The sequence below is a fragment of the Dokdonella sp. genome (assembly GCF_041395345.1).
Classification (GTDB): Bacteria; Pseudomonadota; Gammaproteobacteria; order Xanthomonadales; family Rhodanobacteraceae; genus Dokdonella.
This window is the reverse complement of the sequence record NZ_JAWLAR010000002.1, coordinates 66,618-89,384: the sequence shown is the minus strand read 5'-3', so window position 1 is coordinate 89,384 and position 22,767 is coordinate 66,618. Positions and strand designations below refer to the sequence as shown.

Annotated in this window: 18 protein-coding genes and 1 riboswitch; of the genes, 6 read left to right on the top strand and 12 right to left on the bottom strand. The window is 63.9% G+C overall.

Annotated elements, in window-relative coordinates:
- Window positions 1–638: 638 nt before the first annotated feature.
- The 3 genes from R3F00_RS02440 to R3F00_RS02430 are packed head-to-tail and all read right to left on the bottom strand — an operon-like array spanning window position 639 to window position 3,453.
- Window positions 639–1,124: an asparaginase domain-containing protein gene (locus R3F00_RS02440; RefSeq protein ID WP_371280117.1), complete on the bottom strand. Its 486-nt coding sequence runs from the start codon at window positions 1,122–1,124 to the stop codon at window positions 639–641.
- A 23-nt stretch (window positions 1,125–1,147) separates the two neighbouring features.
- Window positions 1,148–2,827 (bottom strand): acyl-CoA dehydrogenase family protein, encoded by a 1,680-nt coding sequence (locus tag R3F00_RS02435; protein WP_371280116.1) that lies wholly within the window; start codon window positions 2,825–2,827, stop codon window positions 1,148–1,150.
- 41 nt (window positions 2,828–2,868) lie between these two features.
- Window positions 2,869–3,453 carry an FMN-dependent NADH-azoreductase gene (locus R3F00_RS02430; protein ID WP_371280115.1) on the bottom strand — a complete coding sequence of 195 codons (585 nt, stop codon included), beginning with the start codon at window positions 3,451–3,453 and terminating at the stop codon, window positions 2,869–2,871.
- A 111-nt stretch (window positions 3,454–3,564) separates the two neighbouring features.
- Here R3F00_RS02430 and R3F00_RS02425 point away from each other — a divergent pair, with 111 nt between their 5' ends.
- Window positions 3,565–4,485: a LysR substrate-binding domain-containing protein gene (locus R3F00_RS02425; RefSeq protein ID WP_371280114.1), complete on the top strand. Its 921-nt coding sequence runs from the start codon at window positions 3,565–3,567 to the stop codon at window positions 4,483–4,485.
- 10 nt (window positions 4,486–4,495) lie between these two features.
- Here R3F00_RS02425 and R3F00_RS02420 read toward each other — a convergent pair whose 3' ends face one another.
- Both R3F00_RS02420 and wrbA read right to left on the bottom strand, forming a co-directional pair.
- Window positions 4,496–4,831 (bottom strand): DUF2069 domain-containing protein, encoded by a 336-nt coding sequence (locus R3F00_RS02420; RefSeq protein WP_371280112.1) that lies wholly within the window; start codon window positions 4,829–4,831, stop codon window positions 4,496–4,498.
- The gene (gene wrbA / locus R3F00_RS02415) at window positions 4,831–5,430 is read right to left on the bottom strand and encodes an NAD(P)H:quinone oxidoreductase (protein WP_371280111.1); all 600 of its coding nucleotides are present in this window, start codon (window positions 5,428–5,430) and stop codon (window positions 4,831–4,833) included. The genes R3F00_RS02420 and wrbA overlap by 1 nt, the downstream gene beginning before the upstream one ends.
- 324 nt (window positions 5,431–5,754) lie before the next feature.
- Here wrbA and R3F00_RS02410 point away from each other — a divergent pair, with 324 nt between their 5' ends.
- From R3F00_RS02410 to R3F00_RS02395, 4 genes are all read left to right on the top strand, one after another.
- Window positions 5,755–7,032: a YihY family inner membrane protein gene (locus tag R3F00_RS02410; protein ID WP_371280110.1), complete on the top strand. Its 1,278-nt coding sequence runs from the start codon at window positions 5,755–5,757 to the stop codon at window positions 7,030–7,032.
- Window positions 7,029–7,520, top strand: coding sequence for a TlpA family protein disulfide reductase (locus R3F00_RS02405; protein WP_371280109.1), 492 nt, complete (start codon window positions 7,029–7,031; stop codon window positions 7,518–7,520). Before R3F00_RS02410 ends, R3F00_RS02405 begins: the two co-directional genes overlap by 4 nt.
- Window positions 7,521–7,527: 7 nt before the next feature.
- On the top strand, window positions 7,528–7,794 hold the full coding sequence (locus tag R3F00_RS02400) for an acylphosphatase (protein WP_371280108.1): 267 nt from the start codon (window positions 7,528–7,530) through the stop codon (window positions 7,792–7,794).
- 164 nt (window positions 7,795–7,958) lie between these two features.
- Window positions 7,959–8,849: a MipA/OmpV family protein gene (locus tag R3F00_RS02395; RefSeq protein WP_371280107.1), complete on the top strand. Its 891-nt coding sequence runs from the start codon at window positions 7,959–7,961 to the stop codon at window positions 8,847–8,849.
- A gap of 1,149 nt (window positions 8,850–9,998) precedes the next feature.
- On the opposite strand, the gene gcvP is transcribed toward R3F00_RS02395, so the two are convergent.
- The 5 genes from gcvP to rluD all read right to left on the bottom strand — a co-directional run bounded on the left by gcvP (window position 9,999) and on the right by rluD (window position 17,677).
- Window positions 9,999–12,869: an aminomethyl-transferring glycine dehydrogenase gene (gene gcvP / locus R3F00_RS02390; RefSeq protein ID WP_371280106.1), complete on the bottom strand. Its 2,871-nt coding sequence runs from the start codon at window positions 12,867–12,869 to the stop codon at window positions 9,999–10,001.
- A gap of 39 nt (window positions 12,870–12,908) precedes the next feature.
- Window positions 12,909–13,024, bottom strand: a riboswitch (glycine riboswitch).
- A 197-nt stretch (window positions 13,025–13,221) separates the two neighbouring features.
- Window positions 13,222–14,658, bottom strand: a complete 1,437-nt coding sequence (locus R3F00_RS02385; RefSeq protein WP_371280105.1) for a sigma-54-dependent transcriptional regulator — start codon at window positions 14,656–14,658, stop codon at window positions 13,222–13,224.
- A gap of 110 nt (window positions 14,659–14,768) precedes the next feature.
- Complete coding sequence (locus R3F00_RS02380; protein ID WP_371280104.1) at window positions 14,769–15,794, bottom strand: DUF11 domain-containing protein; 1,026 nt, start codon at window positions 15,792–15,794, stop codon at window positions 14,769–14,771.
- Window positions 15,795–15,962: 168 nt separating this feature from the next.
- Complete coding sequence (pgeF, locus tag R3F00_RS02375; RefSeq protein WP_371280103.1) at window positions 15,963–16,712, bottom strand: peptidoglycan editing factor PgeF; 750 nt, start codon at window positions 16,710–16,712, stop codon at window positions 15,963–15,965.
- Entirely contained in the window at window positions 16,709–17,677 is a 969-nt protein-coding gene (gene rluD, locus R3F00_RS02370) for a 23S rRNA pseudouridine(1911/1915/1917) synthase RluD (protein ID WP_371280102.1), read from the bottom strand. Before rluD ends, pgeF begins: the two co-directional genes overlap by 4 nt.
- A gap of 101 nt (window positions 17,678–17,778) precedes the next feature.
- Between rluD and R3F00_RS02365 the strand changes: the two genes are divergently transcribed.
- Window positions 17,779–18,648: an outer membrane protein assembly factor BamD gene (locus R3F00_RS02365; RefSeq protein WP_371280101.1), complete on the top strand. Its 870-nt coding sequence runs from the start codon at window positions 17,779–17,781 to the stop codon at window positions 18,646–18,648.
- A gap of 28 nt (window positions 18,649–18,676) precedes the next feature.
- Here R3F00_RS02365 and R3F00_RS02360 read toward each other — a convergent pair whose 3' ends face one another.
- Together R3F00_RS02360 and R3F00_RS02355 are read right to left on the bottom strand one after the other, a co-directional pair.
- Window positions 18,677–20,320, bottom strand: coding sequence for an NAD+ synthase (locus R3F00_RS02360; protein WP_371280100.1), 1,644 nt, complete (start codon window positions 20,318–20,320; stop codon window positions 18,677–18,679).
- Window positions 20,321–20,454: 134 nt separating this feature from the next.
- Window positions 20,455–22,662, bottom strand: coding sequence for an SUMF1/EgtB/PvdO family nonheme iron enzyme (locus tag R3F00_RS02355; protein WP_371280099.1), 2,208 nt, complete (start codon window positions 22,660–22,662; stop codon window positions 20,455–20,457).
- Between the last annotated feature and the right edge of the window lie 105 nt (window positions 22,663–22,767).

The following is a 22,767-nucleotide window of genomic DNA, read 5'->3' as shown; positions in this document are numbered from 1 at the left end:
GCGTGGGGAGCGCGCGCCGACCTTGAGCGACCGGTCTTGGGCCGGTCGCTTTTTTTGTGCCAGGAAATGCCGCGAAATTCAGCAATGACCCTGTTGGGTACGCACAAGCCTTCGGTACACGGCAAGCACTGAGCATTTGAATTCCACTGAAGCCTGCTTAGCTCCCTCTCCCCTCGGGAGAGGGCGGGGGTGACATTCAGGAGTGCCCCTGTTGGGTACGCACAAGCTTCCGGGACACGGGGAACACAGAGCATTTGAATTCCACCGAGGCCTGCTTTGCTCCCTCTCCCCTCGGGAGAGGGCTGGGGTGAGGGTACGAACTGCCGGTACTTTCAGCCATGCATACACGCACACACGTGGCTTGTTCGCCGTAGAGCGAACGATTGAAGTACGTCCAGATCAATGCTTTCGGCTTGTACTAGCGCTTCTATCCTGAAGCTACGCAAGTATGGAGACTGGTGCGAATGCGTACCCTCACCCCAACCCTCTCCCGGGGGGAGAGGGAGTCAGATGCTAGCCTCGCCGCAGCCTTCTCCCGGGGGGAGAGGGAGTCAGACAGGAATGGCGCAGACTGGACGCCGATATCTGTGGCTCGCCGGGATGACGAGCTTTTTGGAGCTGCCCCGGTTTGAATCGGGTCAGACCGGTTCGAAGCGGTTGGCGTCGCGATTCTTGCGCACGTGCGCCGGATTCCAGATGCGGCCGTTCATGGCGATGTAGACACCATCGGGCAGTGATTGCACGGCTCCGACCGCACAACCGATATTGAACACCGCGTCGGATCCCTGGAAGCGGGCCGGGTTCAGGGCGCCGGTCAGGATGATGACTTTTTCCTCGATGCTGCCGAGCACGGCGGCCGTTTCGACCATGGTGTCGGTGCCATGCGTGACCAGCACATGCTTGTGCGGCTGGGCTTCGATCAGACGCCGCAGCAGGTCGCGATCCGCGTCTTCGATATGCAGGCTGTCCTTGCGCATGGCCGGCAGCACGTCGAAGGTAAAGGCGACGCCGAGTGCCTCGAGGATCTTGCCGATCTGCGGCTCACCGATCTCGTAGGTGGACTTGTCGTCGAAATAAACTTTATCGATGGTTCCGCCGGTGGTGACGATGGACAAGTGCTGCATGGGAGTTCCTTGGTATTCCGTTTCTAGGTATTGGGGGTATCGAGCAGGTCGACGGCGGCGCCCGGGTCGGGGCTGCGCAATTCGGACAGGCCACGTCCAACGAATCGGCTCAGGGCTTGCGCCGGTCGTCGATCGGCCGAGTGCGCCAGGGCATGCGCGGCATTCCGATAGAGCAGCGCAGCGGCCATGCTGCGCGCCAGCGTGAATGCCAGGTTGCGCGCACCGGCCTGCAGGGCCTGGCGGTCCTTCGCATACGCGGCGTGCCATTGTTGCGCATCCGCGAGAGCGTTCCGGATGGCCTGTTTCGCCGGGCCGAGGCCGAGGGAGTCGCCTTCGATTCCGGTTTTTTCGAGCAAGTCGGCAGCGCGCTCGAACAGCGGATCCAGTCCGATGCTGGCCGTCGCGCGCAGCGCATCGAGGGCGAGCACGTTGGTGGTGCCTTCCCAGATCGGGAAAACCTGGGCATCGCGCAACAGTTGCGGAATGCCGGTGTCCTCGATGTAGCCAGCGCCTCCGAAGGCTTCGCAGGTTTCCGAGGCGATCTGCACGGCCAGCTTGCCGGTCCAGAGTTTTGTCAGTGGCGTGAGTATCCGCAACAAGGTCTGTTCACCGGCATCGGCGCTGCCACTCTCGCTGCGACCAAGCAGATGCGCGACTTCGAACACCAGCTGGAAGGCCGCCTCGAAATCCGATTGCAGGTCGGCCAGGGTGGCGGCATGCAGCGGATGTTCGATCAGGCAATGGCCAAAGGCGCGGCGCTGGTGCGCATACGCCGTTGCCAGGGAGAGACAGCGACGCATGGTGGCCAGCGCGCACACAGCATTCCAGGTGCGCGTGACATTGAGCATCGGGGCGATTCGGCGCACGCCGTGATCGAGGCCGCTGACCGGAATGGCAAGGGCGCCGTCCAGATGAATCTCGGCGGTAGGCAACTCATGCGTGCCCAGTTTCTGCTTGAGGCGATCGACGCGGATACCGTTCCAGTGTCCCTGCGCGTCGCGGGTTTCGACGTAGAACATCGCCAGCGCGTCGGCGCCGTCGCCGGCACCTTGCGGGCGGGCCAGGGTCAGGGCCATTTCGCCGATCACGGCCGAGGAAAACCACTTGCGCCCGTACAGTTGCCAGCGGCCATCGGCGTCGCGACGCGCTTCGGTCTCGCTGTTGCCGACATCCGAGCCACCGGCCAGTTCGGTCATCCACTGCCCGGATAGCCACAGCGATTCCGGATCGGTGGAAGTCAGTCGAGGCAAGGCGCGCGCCATCAGTTCCGCATTTCTGGATGCCCTGATCGCACTCGCCGCACCGTCGGTCATGGCCAGCGGGCAGGTGAAGAATTCGCTGGCCACGTGGTAGAGGTAGATCCGCGCGAACTGGTCGCAGCGCGCGAATTCGCCATGGGTCGGATCGTAGCCTCTGGCTACCAGACCGTAGCGCGCGGCCATTTCAGCGCCATGCTGCCAGGTCGGCGTCAACTCGATGCGGTCGATGCGCTCGCCCCAGGCATTCCACTCGGTCAGGACAGGTTTGCTCGCGCTGCGCGAGCGCGCCTCTGCCCAGGCCTCGGCGGCATGCGCGCCGAGCGCATCGAGGTCGGCATGGATCGAGGATCGAACCGTCTCGGGCACGCGCTGCCCGAGCCAGGTCTGCAGAACGCGATCGCTGCGGTACTGATTGTCGAGCCTGGGCGGCGAGGGATGATTCATGCCCCGGGATTATAGACCCCGGCCCGCCGCCCGCTTCGGAATCAGGCGGCGAGGCGATCCTCCCGGCCAATCGATTCGTGGGCTGCGTCGAGTACCTTGCGCTTGTGCTCCGCACTCATGTTGACGCCTTCCGCACGGACCACTTCGATGTCGGTGATTCCGAGAAAGCCGAAGACGCCGCGCAGGTAGGTTTCCTGGAAGTCCATGCCGGCGGCGGGCGAACCGGCGCTGTAGACGCCACCACGCGACGAGGCAATGACCAGCTTCTTGCCGCCGGCGAGTCCTTCCGGTCCATTGGCGCCGTAGCGAAAGGTCTTGCCGGCCACGGCGACCCGATCGATCCAGGCCTTGAGCTGGCTTGGAATGCCGAAGTTGTACATGGGCGCACCGATCACGATGACATCCGCGGCGAGAAACTCGTCGAGCAGCTCGCCACCGCGTGCGGCAGAGGGATCCTCGGCGTCGGCCGCCGGCGTCCAGTGCGGCAGGGGATCGGCGACGAGATCGTGATAGCTCACCTGCAGGCCCCCATGTTGGCGGCGCAGCGACGTGACGATGGCAGCGGTCAGCTCGCGCGAAACCGACTGGTCGCCGAGCGCACTCGAGTCGATATGGATCAGTTTCATTGAATTCTCCTGTTCGATGCTGGCGAGTCCAGCGGCTGCAAACAGACTATGATCTGTACAATGAAGTGATAAGTAGGCGAAAATAAGATACATCGTTCATTGAGGAGAACAATGATGCGACTGGGTGGCGATGCGCTCAGTGATCTCAATGACTTGCGCTTCTTCGTCGAGGTGGTCGAGCACGGCGGTTTTTCGGCGGCCGGGCGGGCCCTCGGCGTACCCAAGTCGCGGCTCAGCAATCGGGTGGCGAAACTCGAGGAGCGGCTCGGCGTGCGCCTGCTGCAGCGAACCACGCGGCGCTTTGTCGTCACCGATGTCGGCGAGCGCTTCCTTGCCCACTGCCGGGCCATGATCGAGCAGGCCGAAGCGGCCCGCGATGTGGTCGAGGAATTGCGCAGCGAGCCTTGTGGCTGGGTCAAGCTGAGTTGCCCGATTTCGCTGGCGCCGGCGGTCATGGCCGAGCTCGTGCCCGAGTTCCTCGCGCGCTATCCGAAAATGCAGGTGCGGCTGCTGGTCAGCGACCGCCGCGTCGACCTGATCGGCGAGGCCTTCGACATTGCCATTCGCGTGCGCAACACGATCGATACCGATGCCACCCTGGTCCTGCGCACGATTGGCCAGGCACGCGTGATCCTGGTCGCCAGCCCGGTCTTTCTCGAGCAGCATGGGCGGCCGACCGTGCCGCAGGATCTGGCTCCGCTGCCGCTGTTGTCGATGCGCGAGCACGAAGGACCGCAGCAGATCGAACTCTTCGGCGCGAACGGCGAGCGCGAACAGGTCCGCATGCAGCCGCGTCTGATCTGCGGCAGCTTTCCGGTGCTGGTCAATGCCGCGGTGCGCGGCATCGGCGTGGCACTGGTTCCCGACTTGAGCGCGGCCCCGGCCATTGCCCGTGGCGAGCTGATCGAATTGCTGCCCGACTGGTCGATGCCCGAAGGCATTTTCCACTTTGTCTATCCGACCCGGCGTGGACTGCTGCCCGGTGTCCGCGCGATGGTGGACTTCCTGGCCGAACGGCTGCGCGTCGCCTGAGCGCGCTCGATCAGGCCTGCTTGCGCCCGCCGCGCGCGATCCAGCCGAGGATGAAGGTGAGGATCACGCAGAGCGCCACTTCGATCAGGGCCGGAGTGCGCATGGTCGGTTCTGCCCAGGCGACGACGACCCCGTGAGTGAAATAGCCGAGACTGACGATGCCGACCCAGAGCAGGGCGCGTCGTGCACCGCGGCGCAAGGCCAGCAGCGGCAGCAGCAACGGTGGCAGGGTCAGCAGAAGGGCGAATCCGATTTCTCCGTTCGCCGGCGGTGCCAGGCGGGTGTACCAGAGCAGTTGCAGTGCGACCAGGGCAGCCCAGGCGATGAAACCGCAGCGCAGGGCCATCATGCGCGGGCAGCCAGTCGCGAACAGGTTTCGGCAATGCGCTTGCCGAGGCAGCGGGCAAGTATCTTCTCGTCTTCACTGATCGGCCTGTCACCGCTGGCTCCATCCACATGGCTCGCGCCATACGGCGTGCCACCGGTGGTCGTGCGATTCAGGGCGGCTTCGGTGTAGGGAATGCCGACGATGAGCATGCCGTGGTGCAGCAGCGGCAGCATCATCGACAACAAGGTGCTTTCCTGCCCGCCATGCATGGTGCTGGTCGAGGTGAAGACACCGGCGGGTTTGCCGACCAGGGTGCCCGATGCCCATTCCGCGCCCAGCGTGTCGATGAAGTGCTTGAGCGGGGCAGCCATGTTGCCGAAGCGCGTCGGGCTGCCCAGCGCGAGGCCGGCACACTCGCCCAGATCTTCGGCGCTGACATAGGGTGCGCCGTCCTCCGGCACGGGCGGCTGCGCACTCTCGGTGACCGCCGCCACGGGCGGAACGCTGCGCAGGCGGGCACTCATGCCGGGCACTTCCTCGACTCCGCGCGCCACCAGACGCGCGAGCTGGGCGACCTTGCCGGTACGGCTGTAGTAGAGAACCAGGATTTCAGTCATGTTTCTTGGCATTCCAGGGCAGTGTGGCCTGCGAATTGGACGCAGGGTGCCATTGAGCTAATCTCGACGGATGACAGGACTGAAGTTTGCCACGTTCGTCGCAGGTTCCCCGAACCGCGTGCCCTGTGACAGGATGACGGCCATGCCAGACAGGAACGGACCTCGGGTTGCCGAAGCGTTCATGAATGGCACCCGCCCGCGCTCGTCCCTTGAATCCACACTGCTTCTCGCGATTGCGGCGACAGGTCCCGCCAGTGCATTTTTCGCGGAAAGCGGCGCGGATCGATGGCTGGCTGCGACCTCATGAGCAACCCGGACTAGATGATGCGCACACGACTGGATCGCGAACGCAGCCTGGCCTTCCTGGATTTCACCTGGGAACGGTTCCTCGAAGACCGCTGTCTGCAGACAGCCGGCGCGCTCGCCTTCACGACCCTGTTTGCGATGGTGCCGCTGACCGCCGCGATCCTCGGCGTGCTCTCCGCGTTCCCCGTGTTCGAGGAGTGGCGCATCAAGCTGACCGTCTGGGTATTCAACAACTTCGTCCCGGCAGCGGGCGATGTCGTACAGAGCTACCTGACCGAATTTGCGGCGAACGCGAGCAAGGCGACCGCCATCGGCGTGCTCGTACTCGTGTTCAGCGCGATCTCGCTGATGATGAGCATCGAGGATGCGTTCAACCGGATCTGGCGGGTCAAGGCCCACCGCGGCGCGGTCTCGCGCTTCGTCATCTACTGGACTGCGTTGAGTCTCGGTCCGATGCTGCTGGTCGCGGCCGTCGCGATCAGCTCGTATCTGGTCGCGCTGCCCTTCATCGACGCCGCGGCGACCCAGTTTTCTCTGAAGGCGCGCGTGCTCGCCGTGCTGCCATTCCTGATCGTGTGGGTCGCCATGATTACCGGCTACATGGTCATCCCGAACCGCAGCGTGCGCTTTCGCGATGCGGCCCTGGGCGGACTCATTGCCGCGATCCTGTTCGAGGCGGCCAAGCACGGATTCGCCTGGTATGCCGGCGGGATCGCCACCTACCAGCAGGTCTATGGCGCGCTTTCGATCGTGCCGATCTTCTTCCTGTGGATGTATCTGTCCTGGATCATCGTGCTGCTCGGCGCCTCGATGACGGCTTCGCTGAGCTCGTTCGACTATCGCCATGCCGAGGATCGCATCGATCCCGACCAGGAATTGTCGGGCCTTCTGAATGTGATCGGCCGACTGGCCGACGCCCACCGCGAGGGTCGGGGTTTGCACAGCGCCGAGCTGCTTGAGCTCGAGCCGTATCTGACCGACGATCTTCTGCAGCGCTATCTTGGAGACTTGAGCGAAGTGTCGATCATCCGGCGCACCGAAATGGACGAGTGGATCCTGGCGCGGGACCTGGCCGGAATCACGCTGCTGGATATTTACCGTGCCGGCAACTACCGTTTACCGGTGGGCAGTCAACGCCTGCCGGGCGAATCCGCCGAAAACGAGTCTGGCAAGCCGATGCAGGAACTGGCAAGGACATTGTCCGCGAAGCTGAAGGTGCCGCTGTCCCGCATCGTAACCGTGAATCCACCGACGGAGACCGAGGAGTCTCCCGAGAAGCAGGGAAAAATCGAATGAAACCATGGCAGACGGGCCTGCTCGGCCTGTTCATCCTGACTGCTCCGGCCTGCGCGCTGGCGGAGACCGCGGAAAGGCCCGCGTTGAAAGTCGAGACCCTGGATGGCAAGACCTTTGACCTGGCCAGCAAGCGCGGAGAATGGGTCGTCATCAACTACTGGGCAACCTGGTGCGCACCGTGCATTGCCGAAATGCCCGAGCTTTCCGCCTTCATCACGGCGCGCAAGGACGTCAGTGGCATCGGTCTGGCCTACGAGGATACGGACCGACAGGAGATCATCGACTTCCTCGAAAAGCGGCCGGTCGACTACCCGATTGCACAAATCGACGTGGATGACCCGCCCGCCGATTTCGCGACACCGCGTGGCTTGCCGACGACCTACCTGATTGCCCCGGATGGCACCGTGGCCAAGCAGTTTCTCGGCCCGATCAAGGACAAGGATCTCGAGCAGGCCATCGCCGCAGCGAAGTCGGCCAGCGGAGGCTGATAGCGTCATGGCCTGCGCCCGCTTCCATGTTTCCGGACGCGTGCAAGGCGTCTATTTCCGTGCGAGCACGCGTGCCCAGGCACTGCACCTGGGTATCTGTGGCTATGCACGCAACCTGCGTGACGGCCGCGTCGAGGTGCTCGCCGAAGGCGAGGAGGAATCGCTGAGCGCGCTGGAACAGTGGTTGCAGCACGGTCCGGATGGCGCCCGCGTTACCGGCGTGGAGCGCGAGGAGGTCGAGGGGCAATCGCTGAGCGGCTTCTATACGCGCTGAGTCGGCAACGCGTCGATGCATTCGGCCGGGCATGGCATTCGCATGAATCCCGCGTGCCGAGGCAGCGTCACCCATCGTCGAGCTTGCAAGAGGCCGGCATCTCGTCGCATTCTGCCAACCCGCCGCGGTCGCTTTTTCCCTTCACCTCGAACCAGGTTTCCCTGATGAAACAATTCACAGTGCTGCTAGCGACCTCCTGCCTGCTGGCAAACCCGCTGTTCGCGCACGCGCAGGAGGAGAGTGTTTCTGCGGTCGCGCCGACCGAAGTGGTGGACAACCCGACCACCGAGGTCGATGCCGGTGGGCAGCCCGAGTTCCTGAAGAAGGTCACGCCGGACGGAATTTCGCTCGGTGTCGGCATGCTGGTCACCAAGGGCATCCTGCTCGGCGAGGATGCCAGAATCTATGTGGTACCTACCGTGGGCTACGTCGGAGAGCGCGTATTCATCACCGGCATCAGCGGCGGCGTGCACCTGGTCAAGCACAACGGCTTCGCCCTCGATGCACTGCTCTCGGCCCGGCTCGACGGTTGGGACGCGGATGACCTGAGTGCCAGCGAGCTTGCCGAAGTCGGTATCGATCGCGACCTGCTGGTCAACCGGAAGAACGAGCTCGACGCAGGATTCGGAGCGTCGTACTCATCGTCGGAATGGGGCAAGCTGAGCCTGACCGCAAAGGCGGATGTTTCGAATGCCAGCGACGGTTACGAGATCGCGCTTCTGTACCAGGCCGCATTCGACTGGTGGGGCGGCGCGCTCATTCCGAGTGTCGGAGTCAGCTACTGGTCGAACGATCTCAGCGACTATTACTACGGCACGCTGCCGCAGGAAGTGGCCGCCGGTGTACCGAGCTACCAGCCCGGTTCCGCCATCGTGCCCAACCTCGGCGTGACCTTTCTGCGCACGATGCCGAAGAACTGGCTGTTCTTTGGCGGACTTCAATACCAGTGGCTGAGTGACGACATCCTCGACAGTCCACTGGTCGATCCGAGTGCGCGCAATGGCCTGCCGAGTGTGTTCCTCGGCTTCTCGCATTCGTTCGGGAAAATTCACTAGTTCAGGCAAGCAGGTCACGCCGGTACTGGCCGAACCTGAATTGAAGATGCGTCTCTAAGCCTTCCCGCTTGCAGGGGAGGGTCTCGGACTCTCCCGCATTGATGTTGATCGGTTTGATTTGTTGCGCGAGAGCGCAGGAGCGCAAGAGCGGGCGAGTCTGAGCGGGTGTTTACTTATTGGGTCTGCCTTGAGTTGATAGAGCAAAGCTTTCACACGCCTTCGGCGCGCGAGTTACTTTCTCTTGAGTGGCCAAGAGAAAAGTAACCACTGCGCTGCAGGAGCAGCGCGAACGGCGCAGCCGGCCCGCAGGGCGTAGGGCAGGAGCCCGGAGTCAAGAGAAGGCCACCCCACGCACGCGCCTTACGCACAGTCCCTGTGCTTCAGGTGCACGAGCCTGCTCCGGGGTTCGCTGACAGTCCATCCATGGACTGGCAGCAAACTGGCCCACGTCCTGTGGGCCATCCTTCGGACAATTCCTGCGCAGCCTCGCCACGTGCGACGGGACCCATATAGCGCGCATCGTGCGCGCCAAAGCAAAAGCAAAGCCCCCCCATCCGTCTTCGGCACCTTCCCCCGCAGCGTGGGAGAAGGAAATGCACAGGCCAAACGCAAATACGGAATTCGCGGGAGTCTGCTTCGTCTTGGCTGCGCAGGAAGCGCAGTGAATGGGGCCCCTATGTAGCGGCGGTGGGGCGTAGGGAAAGCCCGCAGGGTGGCTCGCATGGATGCGAGCCAGTTCGCTGCCAGCACAGGGAGGTGCTGTCAGTGAACCTCCGGAGCCGCGCCGCGCAGTCGGAGGGCAGGAAGCCCGGAGACCGCTGCGTCGGGGTGGCCTTTCTCTTGGTTACTTCTCTTTACGTCGGGCTCCTGCCCTCCGCCCTTCGGGCCAGCTGCGCTGTTCGCGCCGCTCCTGCGGCGCAGTGGCCAATCAAAGAGAAGTGACTCGCGCGCCGAAGGCGTGTGAAAGCACTTTGAAATTGGCAAACACGGCGCGCCAAACGCAGGCCTCGTTGGAAATCTGGCCCCTGAAAATGCCAGAGTTTTGTAAACACCCTTTGAGACTCGCCCCTGTGGAAACGGCGTTGCCGCATGATCGTCCGGAGGGGCCAGGTCGCGATGCGATTCGATCAGCGCAATACGCGGTGCGGATCAGGCCTCCGCTTCATCCTTGTAGGCGTCGATGGGAATGCAGGCGCACATGATGTTCTTGTCGCCGTAGACATTGTCGACGCGGGCGACCGGCGGCCAGTACTTCTGCTGCTTGAGTACGGGCAACGGGAAAGCAGCCAGCTCGCGTGGGTAGCCGTGCGTCCATTCGCTGCCTGTCACCATCGTCGCGGTGTGCGGTGCATGCTTGAGCGGATTGTCTTCGCGATCGAGCTTGCCGTCCTCGACGGCGCGGATTTCCTCGCGGATCTCGATCATCGCGTCGATGAACCGATCCAGTTCATGCAGCGATTCGCTTTCCGTGGGCTCGACCATGAGCGTGCCGGCGACCGGAAAACTCAGGGTCGGTGCGTGGAAGCCGAAATCGATCAGACGCTTGGCGACATCTTCCGCGCCAATGCCGGTGGCATCCTTGATCGGGCGCAGGTCGAGGATGCATTCGTGGGCGACGAGGCCGTTGCGGCCGGTATAGAGCGTCTTGTAGTGCGGCTCCAGACGTCTGGCGATGTAGTTCGCATTGAGCAGGGCGACCTGGGTCGCCTTGCGCAATCCGGCCGTGCCCATCAGGGTGATGTACATCCACGAGATCGGCAGAATGCTGGCGCTGCCGAAACTGGCTGCGCTGACCATGCCGACCGCTCCTTCATTGCCGAGGGTGCGCGGAAGGAACTCGGCCAGATGCGCCTTGACGGCGCACGGGCCGACGCCGGGGCCACCACCGCCATGCGGGATGCAGAATGTCTTGTGCAGATTGAGGTGGGAGACATCCGATCCCCACTTGCCGGGCTTGGCCAGTCCGACCAGGGCATTGAGGTTGGCGCCGTCGGTGTAGACCTGGCCGCCATGTGCGTGCACCGCTTCGCAGATCGCGACGACATCTTCCTCGAATACGCCGTGCGTCGAGGGATAGGTGATCATCAGCGCGGCGAGTCGATCGGAATATTTCTCGGCCTGGGCACGAATGTCATCGACATCGACATTGCCGTCCTTGTCGCATCGTGTGACCACGACGGTCATGCCGCACATCTGCGCCGAAGCCGGGTTGGTGCCATGCGCCGATTCGGGAATCAGGCAGACATCGCGATGGCCCTCACCGCGCGAGCGATGCCAGGCACGGATGGCGAGCAGACCGGCAAACTCGCCCTGGGCGCCCGAGTTGGGCTGCAGGCTGACGGCGTCATAGCCGGTGATCTCGACCAGCATCGCTTCGAGCTCGTCGATCAGCTGCTTGTAGCCCTCGGCCTGGTCGGCCGGGGCGAGCGGATGGATGTTGGCGAATTCCGGCCAGGTGACCGGAATCATCTCGGCGGTGCCGTTGAGCTTCATCGTGCACGAACCGAGCGGGATCATGGTTCGGTCCATGGCCAGGTCCTTGTCCGCCAGCGCGCGCATGTAGCGCAACAGTTCGTGCTCGCTGTGATGCGTGTTGAACACCGGATGCTGCAGGAACGGCTGTTCGCGAAGCAGGCCGCCGGGCAGGGCGTCTGGGGTTGAACGGTCGACGGCGTCGATATCGCCGATCGAGGTGCCGAACACGGCGGCCAGGGCCTCCAGGTCGGCGCGCGTGGTGGTTTCATCCACGCTGATGCCGACGCTGTTCGCGTCGATGGCGCGCAGGTTGATCCGTGCGGCTCGTGCTTTGGCGTGCAAGGCCGCGGCGTCGACGCCGACGACGTGCAGGGTGTCGAAGAAGTCCGGTCCCACGGTCAGGCCGGCCTTGCGCAGCACGCCAGCCAGGATGGCGGCCAGCCGGTGCGTGCGACGGGCGATGCGGGTGAGGCCGTCGGGCCCGTGGTAAACCGCATACATGCTGGCCATGACGGCGAGCAGCACCTGTGCGGTGCAGATGTTCGAGGTAGCCTTCTCGCGGCGAATATGCTGCTCGCGCGTCTGCAGGGTGAGGCGATAGGCGGGCTTGCCTTCGGCATCGATCGAGACGCCGATCAGGCGCCCGGGCATGGAGCGCTTGTAGGCATCGCGGCAGGCCATGAACGCGGCGTGCGGGCCGCCGAATCCGAACGGCACGCCGAAGCGCTGACTGTTGCCGATGACGATGTCGGCACCCCAGGCACCGGGGGCGCGAATCAGGGTCAGGGCAAGCAGATCGGTGGCGACTGCGACGAGCGCGCCGCGACCGTGCACGGCATCGGCAAGCGCGGCGTAGTCGTTGATCTGGCCAAACGTGTTGGGGTACTGCAGCAGCACGCCGAAGCTGTCGACATGTGCGGCATCCGCGTCGTCGCCAACGTGCAGTTCGATGTCGAGACCGTCGGCGCGGGTGCGCACGACTTCGAGCGTCTGCGGGTGCACGGCGCTGGAGACATAGAAAACGTTCGACTTCGATTTCGAGGAACGCCTGGCCAGGGTCATCGCCTCTGCCGCCGCGGTCGCCTCGTCGAGCAGCGAGGCGTTGGCGATTTCCATGCCGGTCAGGTCGGCGACCATGGTCTGGAAATTGATCAGCGCCTCCATCCGGCCTTGCGAGATCTCGGCCTGATACGGCGTGTAGGCGGTGTACCAGGCCGGGTTCTCGAGGATGTTGCGCAGGATGACGTTCGGCGTATGGGTGCCGTAGTAGCCCTGTCCGATGAAGCTGCGGAAGACCTCGTTCCTGTTTGCGATCTTGCGGATCTTGGCCAGTGCCTCGACCTCGGTGACCGATGCCGGCAAGGCCAGTGGTGCCGGCGACTTGATCTTGCCCGGCACGATGGCGGCCATCATCGCCTCGAGCGAATCGCGCCCGATGAACTTGAGCATGTGCTCGATTTCGGTGTCGTTGGGCCCGATATGGCGCTCGACAAAGGCCGAGTGATGTTCGAGATCGAAAAGGGAAGACGAGGCTGGCTGGGTCATGATGAAGGCGTCCGAAAGTCACGTGCGAAGCCGCACGGTGGGCGCCCCTCTGTCCTTTTGCCTGAGAGTTTGAAAGCGTGCCGCGGCAACGCTTTTTGCCCCTTCGGCGCCGGACTGTGCCGATGCCGGCTGCCGGTCTCTCCAGAGTTGTCTGCGCGCGGAGGTATCGGGGCCTGAGCGATTACGGGCGTTGCGCCTTCGGCAGTGGGTCTGGCCCACTTCTCCCACCGCGTGTAACGGTGCACATGATACCCCTGTTTTCGCGCAACTGCCTGCCTGTCATGGCCAGGGCATGGCACGGACGACGCGAGCAGGACTCCAGGCCGCAGAAGCAAAGCCCGGGGGCGATCGGTTATTCGATGCCGAGTTTTTCCAGGCGATAGCGAAGCTGGCGCAGGGTCAGGCCCAGTTGCTTGGCGGCTGCGGTGCGGTTCCAGCGCGTCGCCTCAAGCGCCTTGGTGATCACCGCACGCTCGGTTTCGGCCACGGTGGCGGCGAGATCACCGCTGTAGGCGGAATCGGGCAGCATGATGCCGGGCTGGGCTTCGCCTTCGCGCGGACGCGCCGGTGCGTGGTGGGCGGCGGCGGCCGGACGTGTCGGCATGGCCGTTTCGCCGGGGCCGCTGGTTTGTGCGGCCGGTGCGCGCGCAATCAGGCGCATGTCATCGGCGCTGATCGAGCCATCTTCGCAGAGCGCGACGGCACGCTCGAGGATGTTTTCGAGCTCGCGCACATTGCCGGGGAATTCGTAGGCGCAAAGTGCCTTGAGTGCGTCCGGTGTGAGTCGCGCCGGTGCGCGATCGGACTCGCGGCCGAGGCGCTCCAGAATGCGTCCGGCGAGCAGCGGAATGTCATCGCGGCGTTCGCGCAGGGGCGGTACGCGCAATTCGATGACATTGATCCGGTAGAACAGATCCTGGCGGAATGATCCCAGGTCGACGAGTCGGGCCAGATTCTTGTGCGTGGCCGAGAGGATGCGCACGTCCACCGCAACCTCGGCGCGCGCGCCGATCGGTCGGACTGCCTTTTCCTGGATCACGCGCAGCAGCTTGACCTGCATGTGCAGGGGCAGCTCGGCGACTTCGTCAAGAAACAGGGTGCCTCCATCGGCGGCCTGGAAAAGCCCTTCCTTGTCGGCATGCGCGCCGGTGAAGCTGCCCTTGCGATGGCCGAAGAATTCGCTTTCCATCAGTTCCGACGGAATCGCGCCGCAGTTGACCGGGACAAAGGCCGCCGAAGCGCGCGGGCCCAGCTCGTGGATCAGGCGCGAGGCCAGCTCCTTGCCGACACCGGATTCGCCGGCCACATAGACCGGAGCCTGGCTGCGGGCGACCTTGGCGATCGTAGCGCGCAGTTCCTTCATCGGCTCCGAATCGCCGACCAGCTTGGCACTGTAGGCATCCACGCTGGCCTTTTTTTCCTCGGACAGGCGCAGGGCGGTCTGCACGAGGCGGCGCAGGACGTTGATATCAACGGGCTTGGAAACAAAATCGAAGGCGCCCGCCTTGAGTGCGACCACGGCTGCATCGACGTTGCCGTAGGCCGTGATCATGGCGACGGGCGTATCCGGATACTGGGCCGCGATCAGCTCAATGACCTCATGGCCGGTGCCGTCGGGCAGGCGCATGTCGGTGAAGCACAGGGCATAGCGGGATTCCGCAAGGCGCTGCTTGGCCTCGCTGACGGTTGCAGCGGTTTCCACGATCAGGCCCATGCGGCCCAAAGTCAGGGTCAGCAGCTCGCGGATATCCCGCTCATCGTCAATTACCAGTGCGTATTGTTTGCTCATGCCGTCGTTCGATGGGCGCGGGATGCGACGTACAAGATTAGTCTGCGCAGGCCGTTAAGGCAAAGTATTCGGGTCATGTGTCCCCGCCAGGCTTGGCCTTTCGCATGCACTCAAGGCTGCGATTCGAAGCCGCTGGCAAAGATCCTGTCCGACAGCGGCGCCGTATTGGCGGTCGCGGCGTTGTTTGACGAGTCTGGATCGGTATTCGGCGCATTGACTACTGCGGTCACGGTATTGGAAAGAACGCCCATGGCGTTGGCCACGATGGTCGCGTTCACCGTATAGGCCACCTGCGAGCCGGCGGGCAGGCTGACGGATTGGGAAATGTTGCCACTGCCACCGGAGGTGCAATTGGCGCCTGCGCTGGCCGCGCAACTCCAGGTGACGCCGGTGTAGGTGGCCGGGAAGGCGTCGAAAACGATGACGCTCGGCGCGTCCGCCGGGCCGATGTTGGCAATCGTCATGCTGTGGCTGAGTGCTGCACCCGGCGTGTAGAGATCGGGTGTGGTCGTGATCGTGGCCGAAACGTCGGCCTCGCTACCGCTCGACTGGCAATCGACAACGGCGCGAATGACCCAGTCGCCGGACACGCCAAAGGTTTCCGACGACGCCCAGACGAAAATGCCGCCACCAAGATTCGCGTATATCGCATTGCGGCCGGCCTGGATGCCATTGGTGTCATTGACCAGGCTGGGACCGCTGGCTGTTGGCGCCTCGGCGAAGCGATAGGCCACAACAACGGTTTCGTTGGTCACGACCGGTACCGAGAGTGGAATCGTGCTGTTGTCGTCGAGATAGCGATACTCGTTGAGCACGCCGTCGGTGAGCACGGGCCCGGCAATCTGTTCGGCGAGGACGCCGGGTTCGGGATAGGTGCCGGCGCGATGGATGTCGATCGATCCGCCGAGCAGCTTGCCCGTGTTTCCGGAGAGGGAGCGCCAGAAGATCTGGGCGGCAACGATGTTCCCCGTGCACGGCGAGGTCAGCCAGCTCGCGCCTTTTTCGTTGGCAACGAAACCGGCCTGCACAATGCCGGTCGAGAAATCCGTAAGCGAATCGTTCTGGACGGTCACTTCTGCGGCACCCGCCGTTGCGGCGGCCAGACTCAGAAACAGACATGCGAATCGGCTGTCCATGAGCTTCCCCTGTCAATCCGAAGCGAGTTTCCAGCCTACGCCTGCGCGGCAGGCAAGACTGGCACGGAGTCACAGAAAGGCCATGCCACGTGTCCTGCGTCGCCTCAGGGCTGGACTGGATCCGCGGCACGGCCCTCGCTGCCCTCGGAAGAACTTCCAGCGGAGCAGTCAGGAAATCCAGATCAGGCTGGCAAATCGGCCGCTGCGCCGATCGCGTCGATGGGAATAGAAGCGTGGGTCGGTCCGGGTGTCGAATCCCCCGCCACCGATCGAGGACAAGCCCGCCTCCTGCAATCGCATCCGGGCCAGGGCGGGGAGATCGCACAACCAGTGGCCTGGCCGGGTCGCCTGAAATGCGCTTGCGGCGGCTGGCCCGGACTGCATGAACGCTGCATGGACCTCCGTGCCGACCTCGTAGGAGTCCGGCCCGATGGCTGGACCGATCCAGGCCAGGATCCGGTTCGGCGCGGATTGCATGGCGGCAACGGTCTGTTCGAGGACACCGGCTGCCAGGCCGCGCCAGCCGGCATGGGCAACGGAGACCTCGCTGCCATCCTCCGCACAGAACAGGACAGGCAGGCAGTCCGCAGTAAGAATGGCCAGAACCCGGCCCGGGTCGCGCGTGGTTGCGGCGTCGGCTTCAGGTTCTGATTCGGCAGGATTTGCCGACGCGCTGCCGACGCGGACCACGCCGATTCCATGGACCTGATGCAGCCAGGCAGGACTGGAAGGCAGGCCGAGGGTGTCGATGATTTCATGTCGATTGGCCGCAACCGCCTGCGCATCGTCGCCACAGCGACTGCCGAGGTTGCAGGAATCAAACGGAGGCCGGGAATAGCCCGGCATCCGGCGCGTCGTCACGACAGCATGCACGCATGCCGGTGCGGACCAGTCCGGGGTCAGCCAGGCGCCCGTCACGACTTGCCGGAAAAATTCCGGTGATCTTCGCGCACGGCCTCGATCAGGGTCGTCATGTCCGGCGGTCGCTCGGCTTCGATCGCCACGGTTTCGCCGGAGCCGGGGTGCTGGAGCTCGAGGCGCTCGGCATGCAGCGCCTGGCGCCGGAAACCGCGCAGAGCCTCGATCAGTTCCGCCGTCGCCCCCTTGGGCAGGCGCAGGTTGCCATAGGCGAGATCGCCAACAATGGGATGGCGGACATGCGCCATGTGCACGCGAATCTGGTGGGTGCGACCTGTCTCGAGCCGACATTCAACCAGGGTCATGGCGCGGAATTTCTCGCGCACCCGGTAGTGGGTGACGGCCTCACGACCGTCTTCCCGGACCGCCTGCCTGAGACGGTCTACCGGGTGGCGTCCGATCGGCTGGTCGACCTTTCCGCCCGAAACCATCGGTCCGTAGACGAGTGCCTCGTATTGGCGATGGACGCTGCGCTCGGAAAGTTGCTCGACCAGCGCGGTATGCGCACGCAGGGTGCGAGCAACAACCATGAGTCCCGAGGTGTTCTTGTCCAGCCGATGGACGATCCCGGCGCGCGGAATGCCGGCCAGTTCCGGATCATGATGCAACAGGGCATTCTGCAGCGTGCCATCGGGATTGCCCGCACCGGGATGCACGATCAATCCGGCCGGCTTGTTGACGACAATGAGATCGGCGTCCTCGAAGCGGATATCCAGCGGGATTTCTTCCGGGCTGGCACTGACCTCGCGCTGCATGCGCACCTTGATCTCCACCGATTCGCCGCCGTTCACGATATGGCGCGGAATAACCTTCTGGCCATCCAGCAGCACATCGCCCGACTTGATCCAGGTGCTCAGGCGCGAGCGTGAATAGTCGGGAAACAGGTCGGCCAGGGCGGCGTCGAAGCGGCGGCCGGCGGATTCGACCGGAATACTGGCGTTCAGGATGGGTTGCGCAGATGTCATGGGCGTCGATCAAAGGGGCTGCAGGATTGACGCGGGTTTCCGACGCCAACGGCGTTCGGGTTATGATCGCCACCCACCATCATCGCAGAGCCCCCCTCCGCATGCGAGTTTCCCGCCAAATCCGGGTCCTTTCCCGGCTCGTTGTTCTCCTGCTGGCCTTGCTGCTGGTCACAGGCTGCTCCCTGTTTGGAAAAGACAAGGCCGATCCGCTTGAAACGCTGTCGGTCGAGCAGTTGTATGCCAAGGGCAAGGGCTATGTGGATGCCGGCGACTACACGGCTGCCGACAAGGTGTTCTCCCGCCTGATCGCGCGGTTTCCGTTCGGCGACTACACCGAGCAGGCCCAGCTGGACAAGGCCTATGCGCTGTACAAGATGAACAAGCCGGATGATGCCTATTCGACCATCAACCGCTTCATCAAGACTTACCCGGCGCAAAAACACATCGACTATGCCTATTACCTGCGCGGCCTGATCAACTTCGATCGCGAGGAGGGCATGCTCGAACGCTATGCGGGTCTCGACATGACCCAGCGTGACCAGGCCTTCGTGCGTCAGTCCTTCGACGATTTTGCCGCCCTGATCAAGCGACACCCGGAAAGCGCCTATGCGGCGGACGCCAAGCTGCGCATGATCTATCTGCGTGATGGCATGGCGAAATCGGAGCTCAACATCGCGCTGTTCTACCTGCGCCAGGGCGCCTATGTCGGCGCAGCCAACCGGGCCAAGGCGATCATCGAGACCTACGACCAGTCACGCTACGTCGCGGATGCACTGGCGATCCTGGTGCTTTCCTACGGCAACCTGGGGCAGGAATCCCTGGCCGCCGACACGACCCGCGTACTTGAACTGAATTTCCCGAATCATCCGTCGCTGAATGGCGACTGGCCGCAGTGGCGTTCGAACTGGTGGAGACTGATTCCGCTCTCCAACCGCGGCACCAAGCCGGTGCTTGCGGACGTCGAGGAATAATCCGGCCGAAGCGAGCCGAATCGGGTTTTCAGTCCCAGCCTGAAGTGATCGGATAGCGCCGCTCGCGACCAAATGCGCGGCGCGACACCTTGGGCCCCGGTGCCGCCTGCTGGCGCTTCCATTCGCTGATGCTGACCAGATGCACCACATGCTTGACGGTGCCTGCATCGAAGCCCGCGGCGACGATCTCTTCGCGCGATTGCTCCTGGTCGACGTAGCGTTCGAGGATGCCGTCGAGAATGTCGTAGGGAGGCAGCGAATCCTGGTCGGTCTGGTTTTCGCGCAGCTCTGCCGACGGCGGCCTGTCGATCACCTGCTGCGGAATCACGCGCGATCCACCCCGGCGCAATTCCTGCTCGTTGCGCCATTGCGCCAGCGCGTAGACCTCGGTCTTGTACAAGTCCTTGATCGGCGCGTAGCCACCGCACATGTCGCCGTAGATCGTCGCATAGCCGACCGCATATTCACTCTTGTTGCCGGTGGTCAGCAGCAAGCCTCCGAACTTGTTCGACAAGGCCATGAGGATTACGCCGCGACAGCGAGACTGCAGGTTTTCCTCGGCGGTATCCGGTTCAGTGTCGGCGAAAATCGGCGACAGCGCATCGAGAAAACCCTGGAATGGTGCGGCAATCGGGATGGTTTCGATGCGGACGCCCAGTGCCGTGGCCTGGTCGACGGCAAGATCGTTGCTTTGCCCGGATGTGTAGCGTGACGGCAGGCGCACGGCGGTCACATTTTCCGCGCCCATGGCGTCCACGGCTACGGCCAGCACGAGGGCCGAGTCGATGCCGCCGGAGAGGCCGATCCAGACCTTGCTGAAACGGTTTTTCGCGCAATAGTCTCGGGTGGATCGCACGATGGCGCGCCAGGCAAGGCTCTCGCGACTCTCATCCGTTTCCTCGGGCCAGTTCCGCGTCTTGAACGTGCGCGTGGCCGAATCGAAATCCGCGACGAGCAGGTGTTCCTCGAACGCGCGTGCAGCGGTGTGCACGGTGCCATCGGCGTCGGCGAGCACCGACGCGCCATCGTAGACGACCGAGTCCTGGCCGCCGACCACGTTGAGATAGGCCAGGGCGACGCCGGTTTCCTGGATACGTGTTTCAAGCAGCGCATCGCGGCGCGCGAGTTTTCCATGATCAAACGGCGAGGCATTGGGCACGACCACGAGCTCCGCGCCTTTTGCGGCGGTCTCGGCCAGCGGCTCGGCGAACCACAGGTCTTCGCAAATCACGATGCCGATGCGGACGCCATTGATGTCGAACGCCATGGGGCCGCCATCCGGATCAACCTCGAAGTATCGGCGTTCGTCGAAGACCGCGTAATTCGGCAGTTCGCGCTTGCGATAGGTGCCCATGATCCTGCCTTCGCCAAGCAGGCTGACGGCGTTGTAGACGATCGATCCCGCCGATTGAGGCCAGCCCACCAGGGCGGCAATTCCGGTGATGTCGGCAGCCAGACTGTCGAGCTCGCTTTCGCAGGCTGCGAGGAAGCTCGGACGCAGCAGCAAGTCCTCGGGCGGGTAGCCGCTCAGGGCCAGTTCGGGGAAGACAATCAGGTCAGCGCGATGGCGGTCGCGGGCATCGGCAACCAGGGCGCGGATGCGATCGGCGTTCCGACCGACCGCGCCAACCGGAAAATCAAACTGGGCCAGCGCCACGCGCAATGTAGGCATCGAATTTCGTCGGCTATGAGTGAGGCGGCGCCACCCGCCAGCGGGATTGTCAGCAGATCGCGCCGGCAGCGGGATCCCCGGTCACGCCTTGCGCGCCACGAGTTGGGTTGTCCTGCAAAGTATGCCACGCCGGTTCATTCCGTTGCTTTCAGGCCGGTCGGCTGGACCTCCCGGACCAGCCGGAAGCCAACGTCATCGTAGCCACGGTCCGATTCGAGCGCACGAACGTTTCGGACATCCACGTCGGGTCCGTCCTGCCAGGATAGGCCAAGGACTTCTCGACGCGAGCAATCGCTGCCGCACGCGGATGACCACTCCGCCACATTGCCGCGCAAGTCGTGCAAGCCTAGGGCGCTGACCTGGTAGCGTCCTGCCGGCGCGGTGTTGGCTTGCGCGTCATTGCAGGAATGGCGCAATTCGATGCCTTTGGTACTGGCGTCGCGAACATTCCCGAGCCGGCAGGCGGATCCGCTCGAGGGAATTGAGCGTGCGGCCGCCATCCACTCCTGCCTGCTCGGCAGCCGGTAGCGTTGACCGGTGCGTCGTCCGAGCCAGGTTGCGTAGGCTTGCGCATCGGCAAAGCTGATGCAGACAACAGGCTCGGTGCCCGATTGGCGGAAACCCGGATCGCGCCAGTCGCGGCGGTCGAACAGGCGCAGCGGCGACAGGCGATTGCGGCAGCGTGAGGCTTCGCGGCGAGTAGCATTGGCAAAGTCTGCATAGTCGTCGCGACTGACTTCATTGCGCATCATCATGAAGCCCTGCTCCAGGCGTGATCCGGCATAGTCCGCGGGTACCAGCAGCAGTGCAGGGCCGCCTGCATCCCTGACTTCGACGCCGATGGCCGGCATGCGGTTCAACGAGTCCGCCAGGTTCGCGAAACCGGCGGCAGTGAACTTGAGATCGCGAGCCAGCGCCAGGCCGTCTTCGGCCTTTGCCGTTTCGGCCCGGTCAGCCAGCGCCGTGACTGTTGCCAGCAAGGCATCGGACAGACTGCTGCGCAGCGCGCCGAAGGCGGCCGATCCGGCCAGACCCGCCTGATCGGCCAGTTGTTCGAGTTGCCGATAGTCGCTGCGCACGGCATCAAACTTTTCCGCGCGGCACGCCTCGACAAGCACCGGAACCAGGGCGTCGATCACGGCTTCCAGGCCGGCCCGCGCATCGGCATTGCCGGGCTCCTCCTCGAGGATGCGGAGGTAGGTTTGCGCCGCGTTGGCGCCCTCGGGAGAGAGAAATGCGGCTTGCGAAAACTGCTCCTGCGCCAGTGACAGCAACCTGATCATGTTCAGGTCGTGTGCCGCTTTGGCTTCTGCCTCGGCAGTGCTCAACGGCGCGATCGCATCCGCCGGCTCCGCGCGCTGGGCGTTCAATCGGGCCATCCAGGGCAAGGCCAGCGTCACCAGGGAGACGGCCAGCAGGGCGCCCACCGCTACGAGCAGTGCAGGTTGATGGTGCGTGGCGTGGCGCAGGCGTCCGATCGGCCCGGCCGCGCGGCGCAGTTGTCGCTGGATCGGGTCGAGCGCGCGCTGCATGGCTTGTGCATTGCGAAAGCGCTGCTCGGGCTGCTTGGCCATGGCCTGGTCGATGAACGACTGCCAGTGCGATTTTTCGACGGGCAGCCTCGGCACCGGATCCTGCGCATGCATCAGGGCCAGGGCCAGCGCGTCACTGGACTGGAACGGCAGCTTGCCGGTCAGCAACTCGTAGGTCAGAACGCCGAGACTGTAGAGATCGGAGCGCCCGTCCACCGGATCGGCGCGTGCCTGCTCGGGGCTCATCTGGGCCCCGCTGCCGATGACGAGCCCGTCTCCGGTAATCCTCGAGTTGAACTCGCGCTGTGCCAGGGCTATGCCGAAATCGGCAAGCTGCGGACGGTCCGCGTTGTCGAACAGGACGTTCTCGGGCTTTACGTCCCGATGCACGATGCCGCGCGCGTGCGCGTAACCGAGTGCATCGAGCAACTGGCGCAGCAGGGCGATGAGTCCTGGCTCGTCATCACGGTAGTCGCGCACGCTGAGATCGCCCTTGGCCAGATAGGGCATTACGTAGTAGAGATCGCCGTATTCGGTTCGACCGACTTCGTGAATGACCACGATGCCGGGATGTTCGAGCTTGGCGATGATGCGTGCCTCGTGCTCGAAGCGGATGGAGAGCGCCTCGTCGAACGCGCGCGCAGGGCGCATGACCTTGATCGCCACTTCGCGATCAAGCGACTCCTGGACGGCCAGATAGACGGTCGCCATGCCGCCGAGTCCCAGGCGCCGCTGGATCCGGTAGCCCGGAATACTCGGCAGCGGAACAGGCAGCTCGACAATCTCGGCAGAAGTCTTGTTTTCAGTCATTGCATCGACATCATGGTCATTGTCCGATGTGCGCGGGACAATGGACCGGTACTGCCCCCCCGGATGCACCGAGCGAGCAGACTAGCGCAATCGGCGCAATTTGCC

Bases quoted from the DNA above. Each gene is read 5' to 3' on its own strand.
- R3F00_RS02420 (WP_371280112.1), bottom strand. From the start codon at position 4,831: ATGGCCCTGCGCTGCGGTTTCATCGCCTGGGCTGCCCTGGTCGCACTG.
- R3F00_RS02365 (WP_371280101.1), top strand. From the start codon at position 17,779: ATGCGAGTTTCCCGCCAAATCCGGGTCCTTTCCCGGCTCGTTGTTCTC.
- R3F00_RS02355 (WP_371280099.1), bottom strand. From the start codon at position 22,662: ATGACTGAAAACAAGACTTCTGCCGAGATTGTCGAGCTGCCTGTTCCG.
- R3F00_RS02385 (WP_371280105.1), bottom strand. From the start codon at position 14,658: ATGAGCAAACAATACGCACTGGTAATTGACGATGAGCGGGATATCCGC.
- R3F00_RS02400 (WP_371280108.1), top strand. From the start codon at position 7,528: ATGGCCTGCGCCCGCTTCCATGTTTCCGGACGCGTGCAAGGCGTCTAT.
- R3F00_RS02435 (WP_371280116.1), bottom strand. From the start codon at position 2,827: ATGAATCATCCCTCGCCGCCCAGGCTCGACAATCAGTACCGCAGCGAT.
- R3F00_RS02360 (WP_371280100.1), bottom strand. From the start codon at position 20,320: ATGCCTACATTGCGCGTGGCGCTGGCCCAGTTTGATTTTCCGGTTGGC.
- R3F00_RS02395 (WP_371280107.1), top strand. From the start codon at position 7,959: ATGAAACAATTCACAGTGCTGCTAGCGACCTCCTGCCTGCTGGCAAAC.
- R3F00_RS02425 (WP_371280114.1), top strand. From the start codon at position 3,565: ATGATGCGACTGGGTGGCGATGCGCTCAGTGATCTCAATGACTTGCGC.
- gcvP (WP_371280106.1), bottom strand. From the start codon at position 12,869: ATGACCCAGCCAGCCTCGTCTTCCCTTTTCGATCTCGAACATCACTCG.
- rluD (WP_371280102.1), bottom strand. From the start codon at position 17,677: ATGACATCTGCGCAACCCATCCTGAACGCCAGTATTCCGGTCGAATCC.
- R3F00_RS02430 (WP_371280115.1), bottom strand. From the start codon at position 3,453: ATGAAACTGATCCATATCGACTCGAGTGCGCTCGGCGACCAGTCGGTT.
- wrbA (WP_371280111.1), bottom strand. From the start codon at position 5,430: ATGACTGAAATCCTGGTTCTCTACTACAGCCGTACCGGCAAGGTCGCC.
- R3F00_RS02410 (WP_371280110.1), top strand. From the start codon at position 5,755: ATGCGCACACGACTGGATCGCGAACGCAGCCTGGCCTTCCTGGATTTC.
- R3F00_RS02380 (WP_371280104.1), bottom strand. From the start codon at position 15,794: ATGGACAGCCGATTCGCATGTCTGTTTCTGAGTCTGGCCGCCGCAACG.
- R3F00_RS02440 (WP_371280117.1), bottom strand. From the start codon at position 1,124: ATGCAGCACTTGTCCATCGTCACCACCGGCGGAACCATCGATAAAGTT.
- R3F00_RS02405 (WP_371280109.1), top strand. From the start codon at position 7,029: ATGAAACCATGGCAGACGGGCCTGCTCGGCCTGTTCATCCTGACTGCT.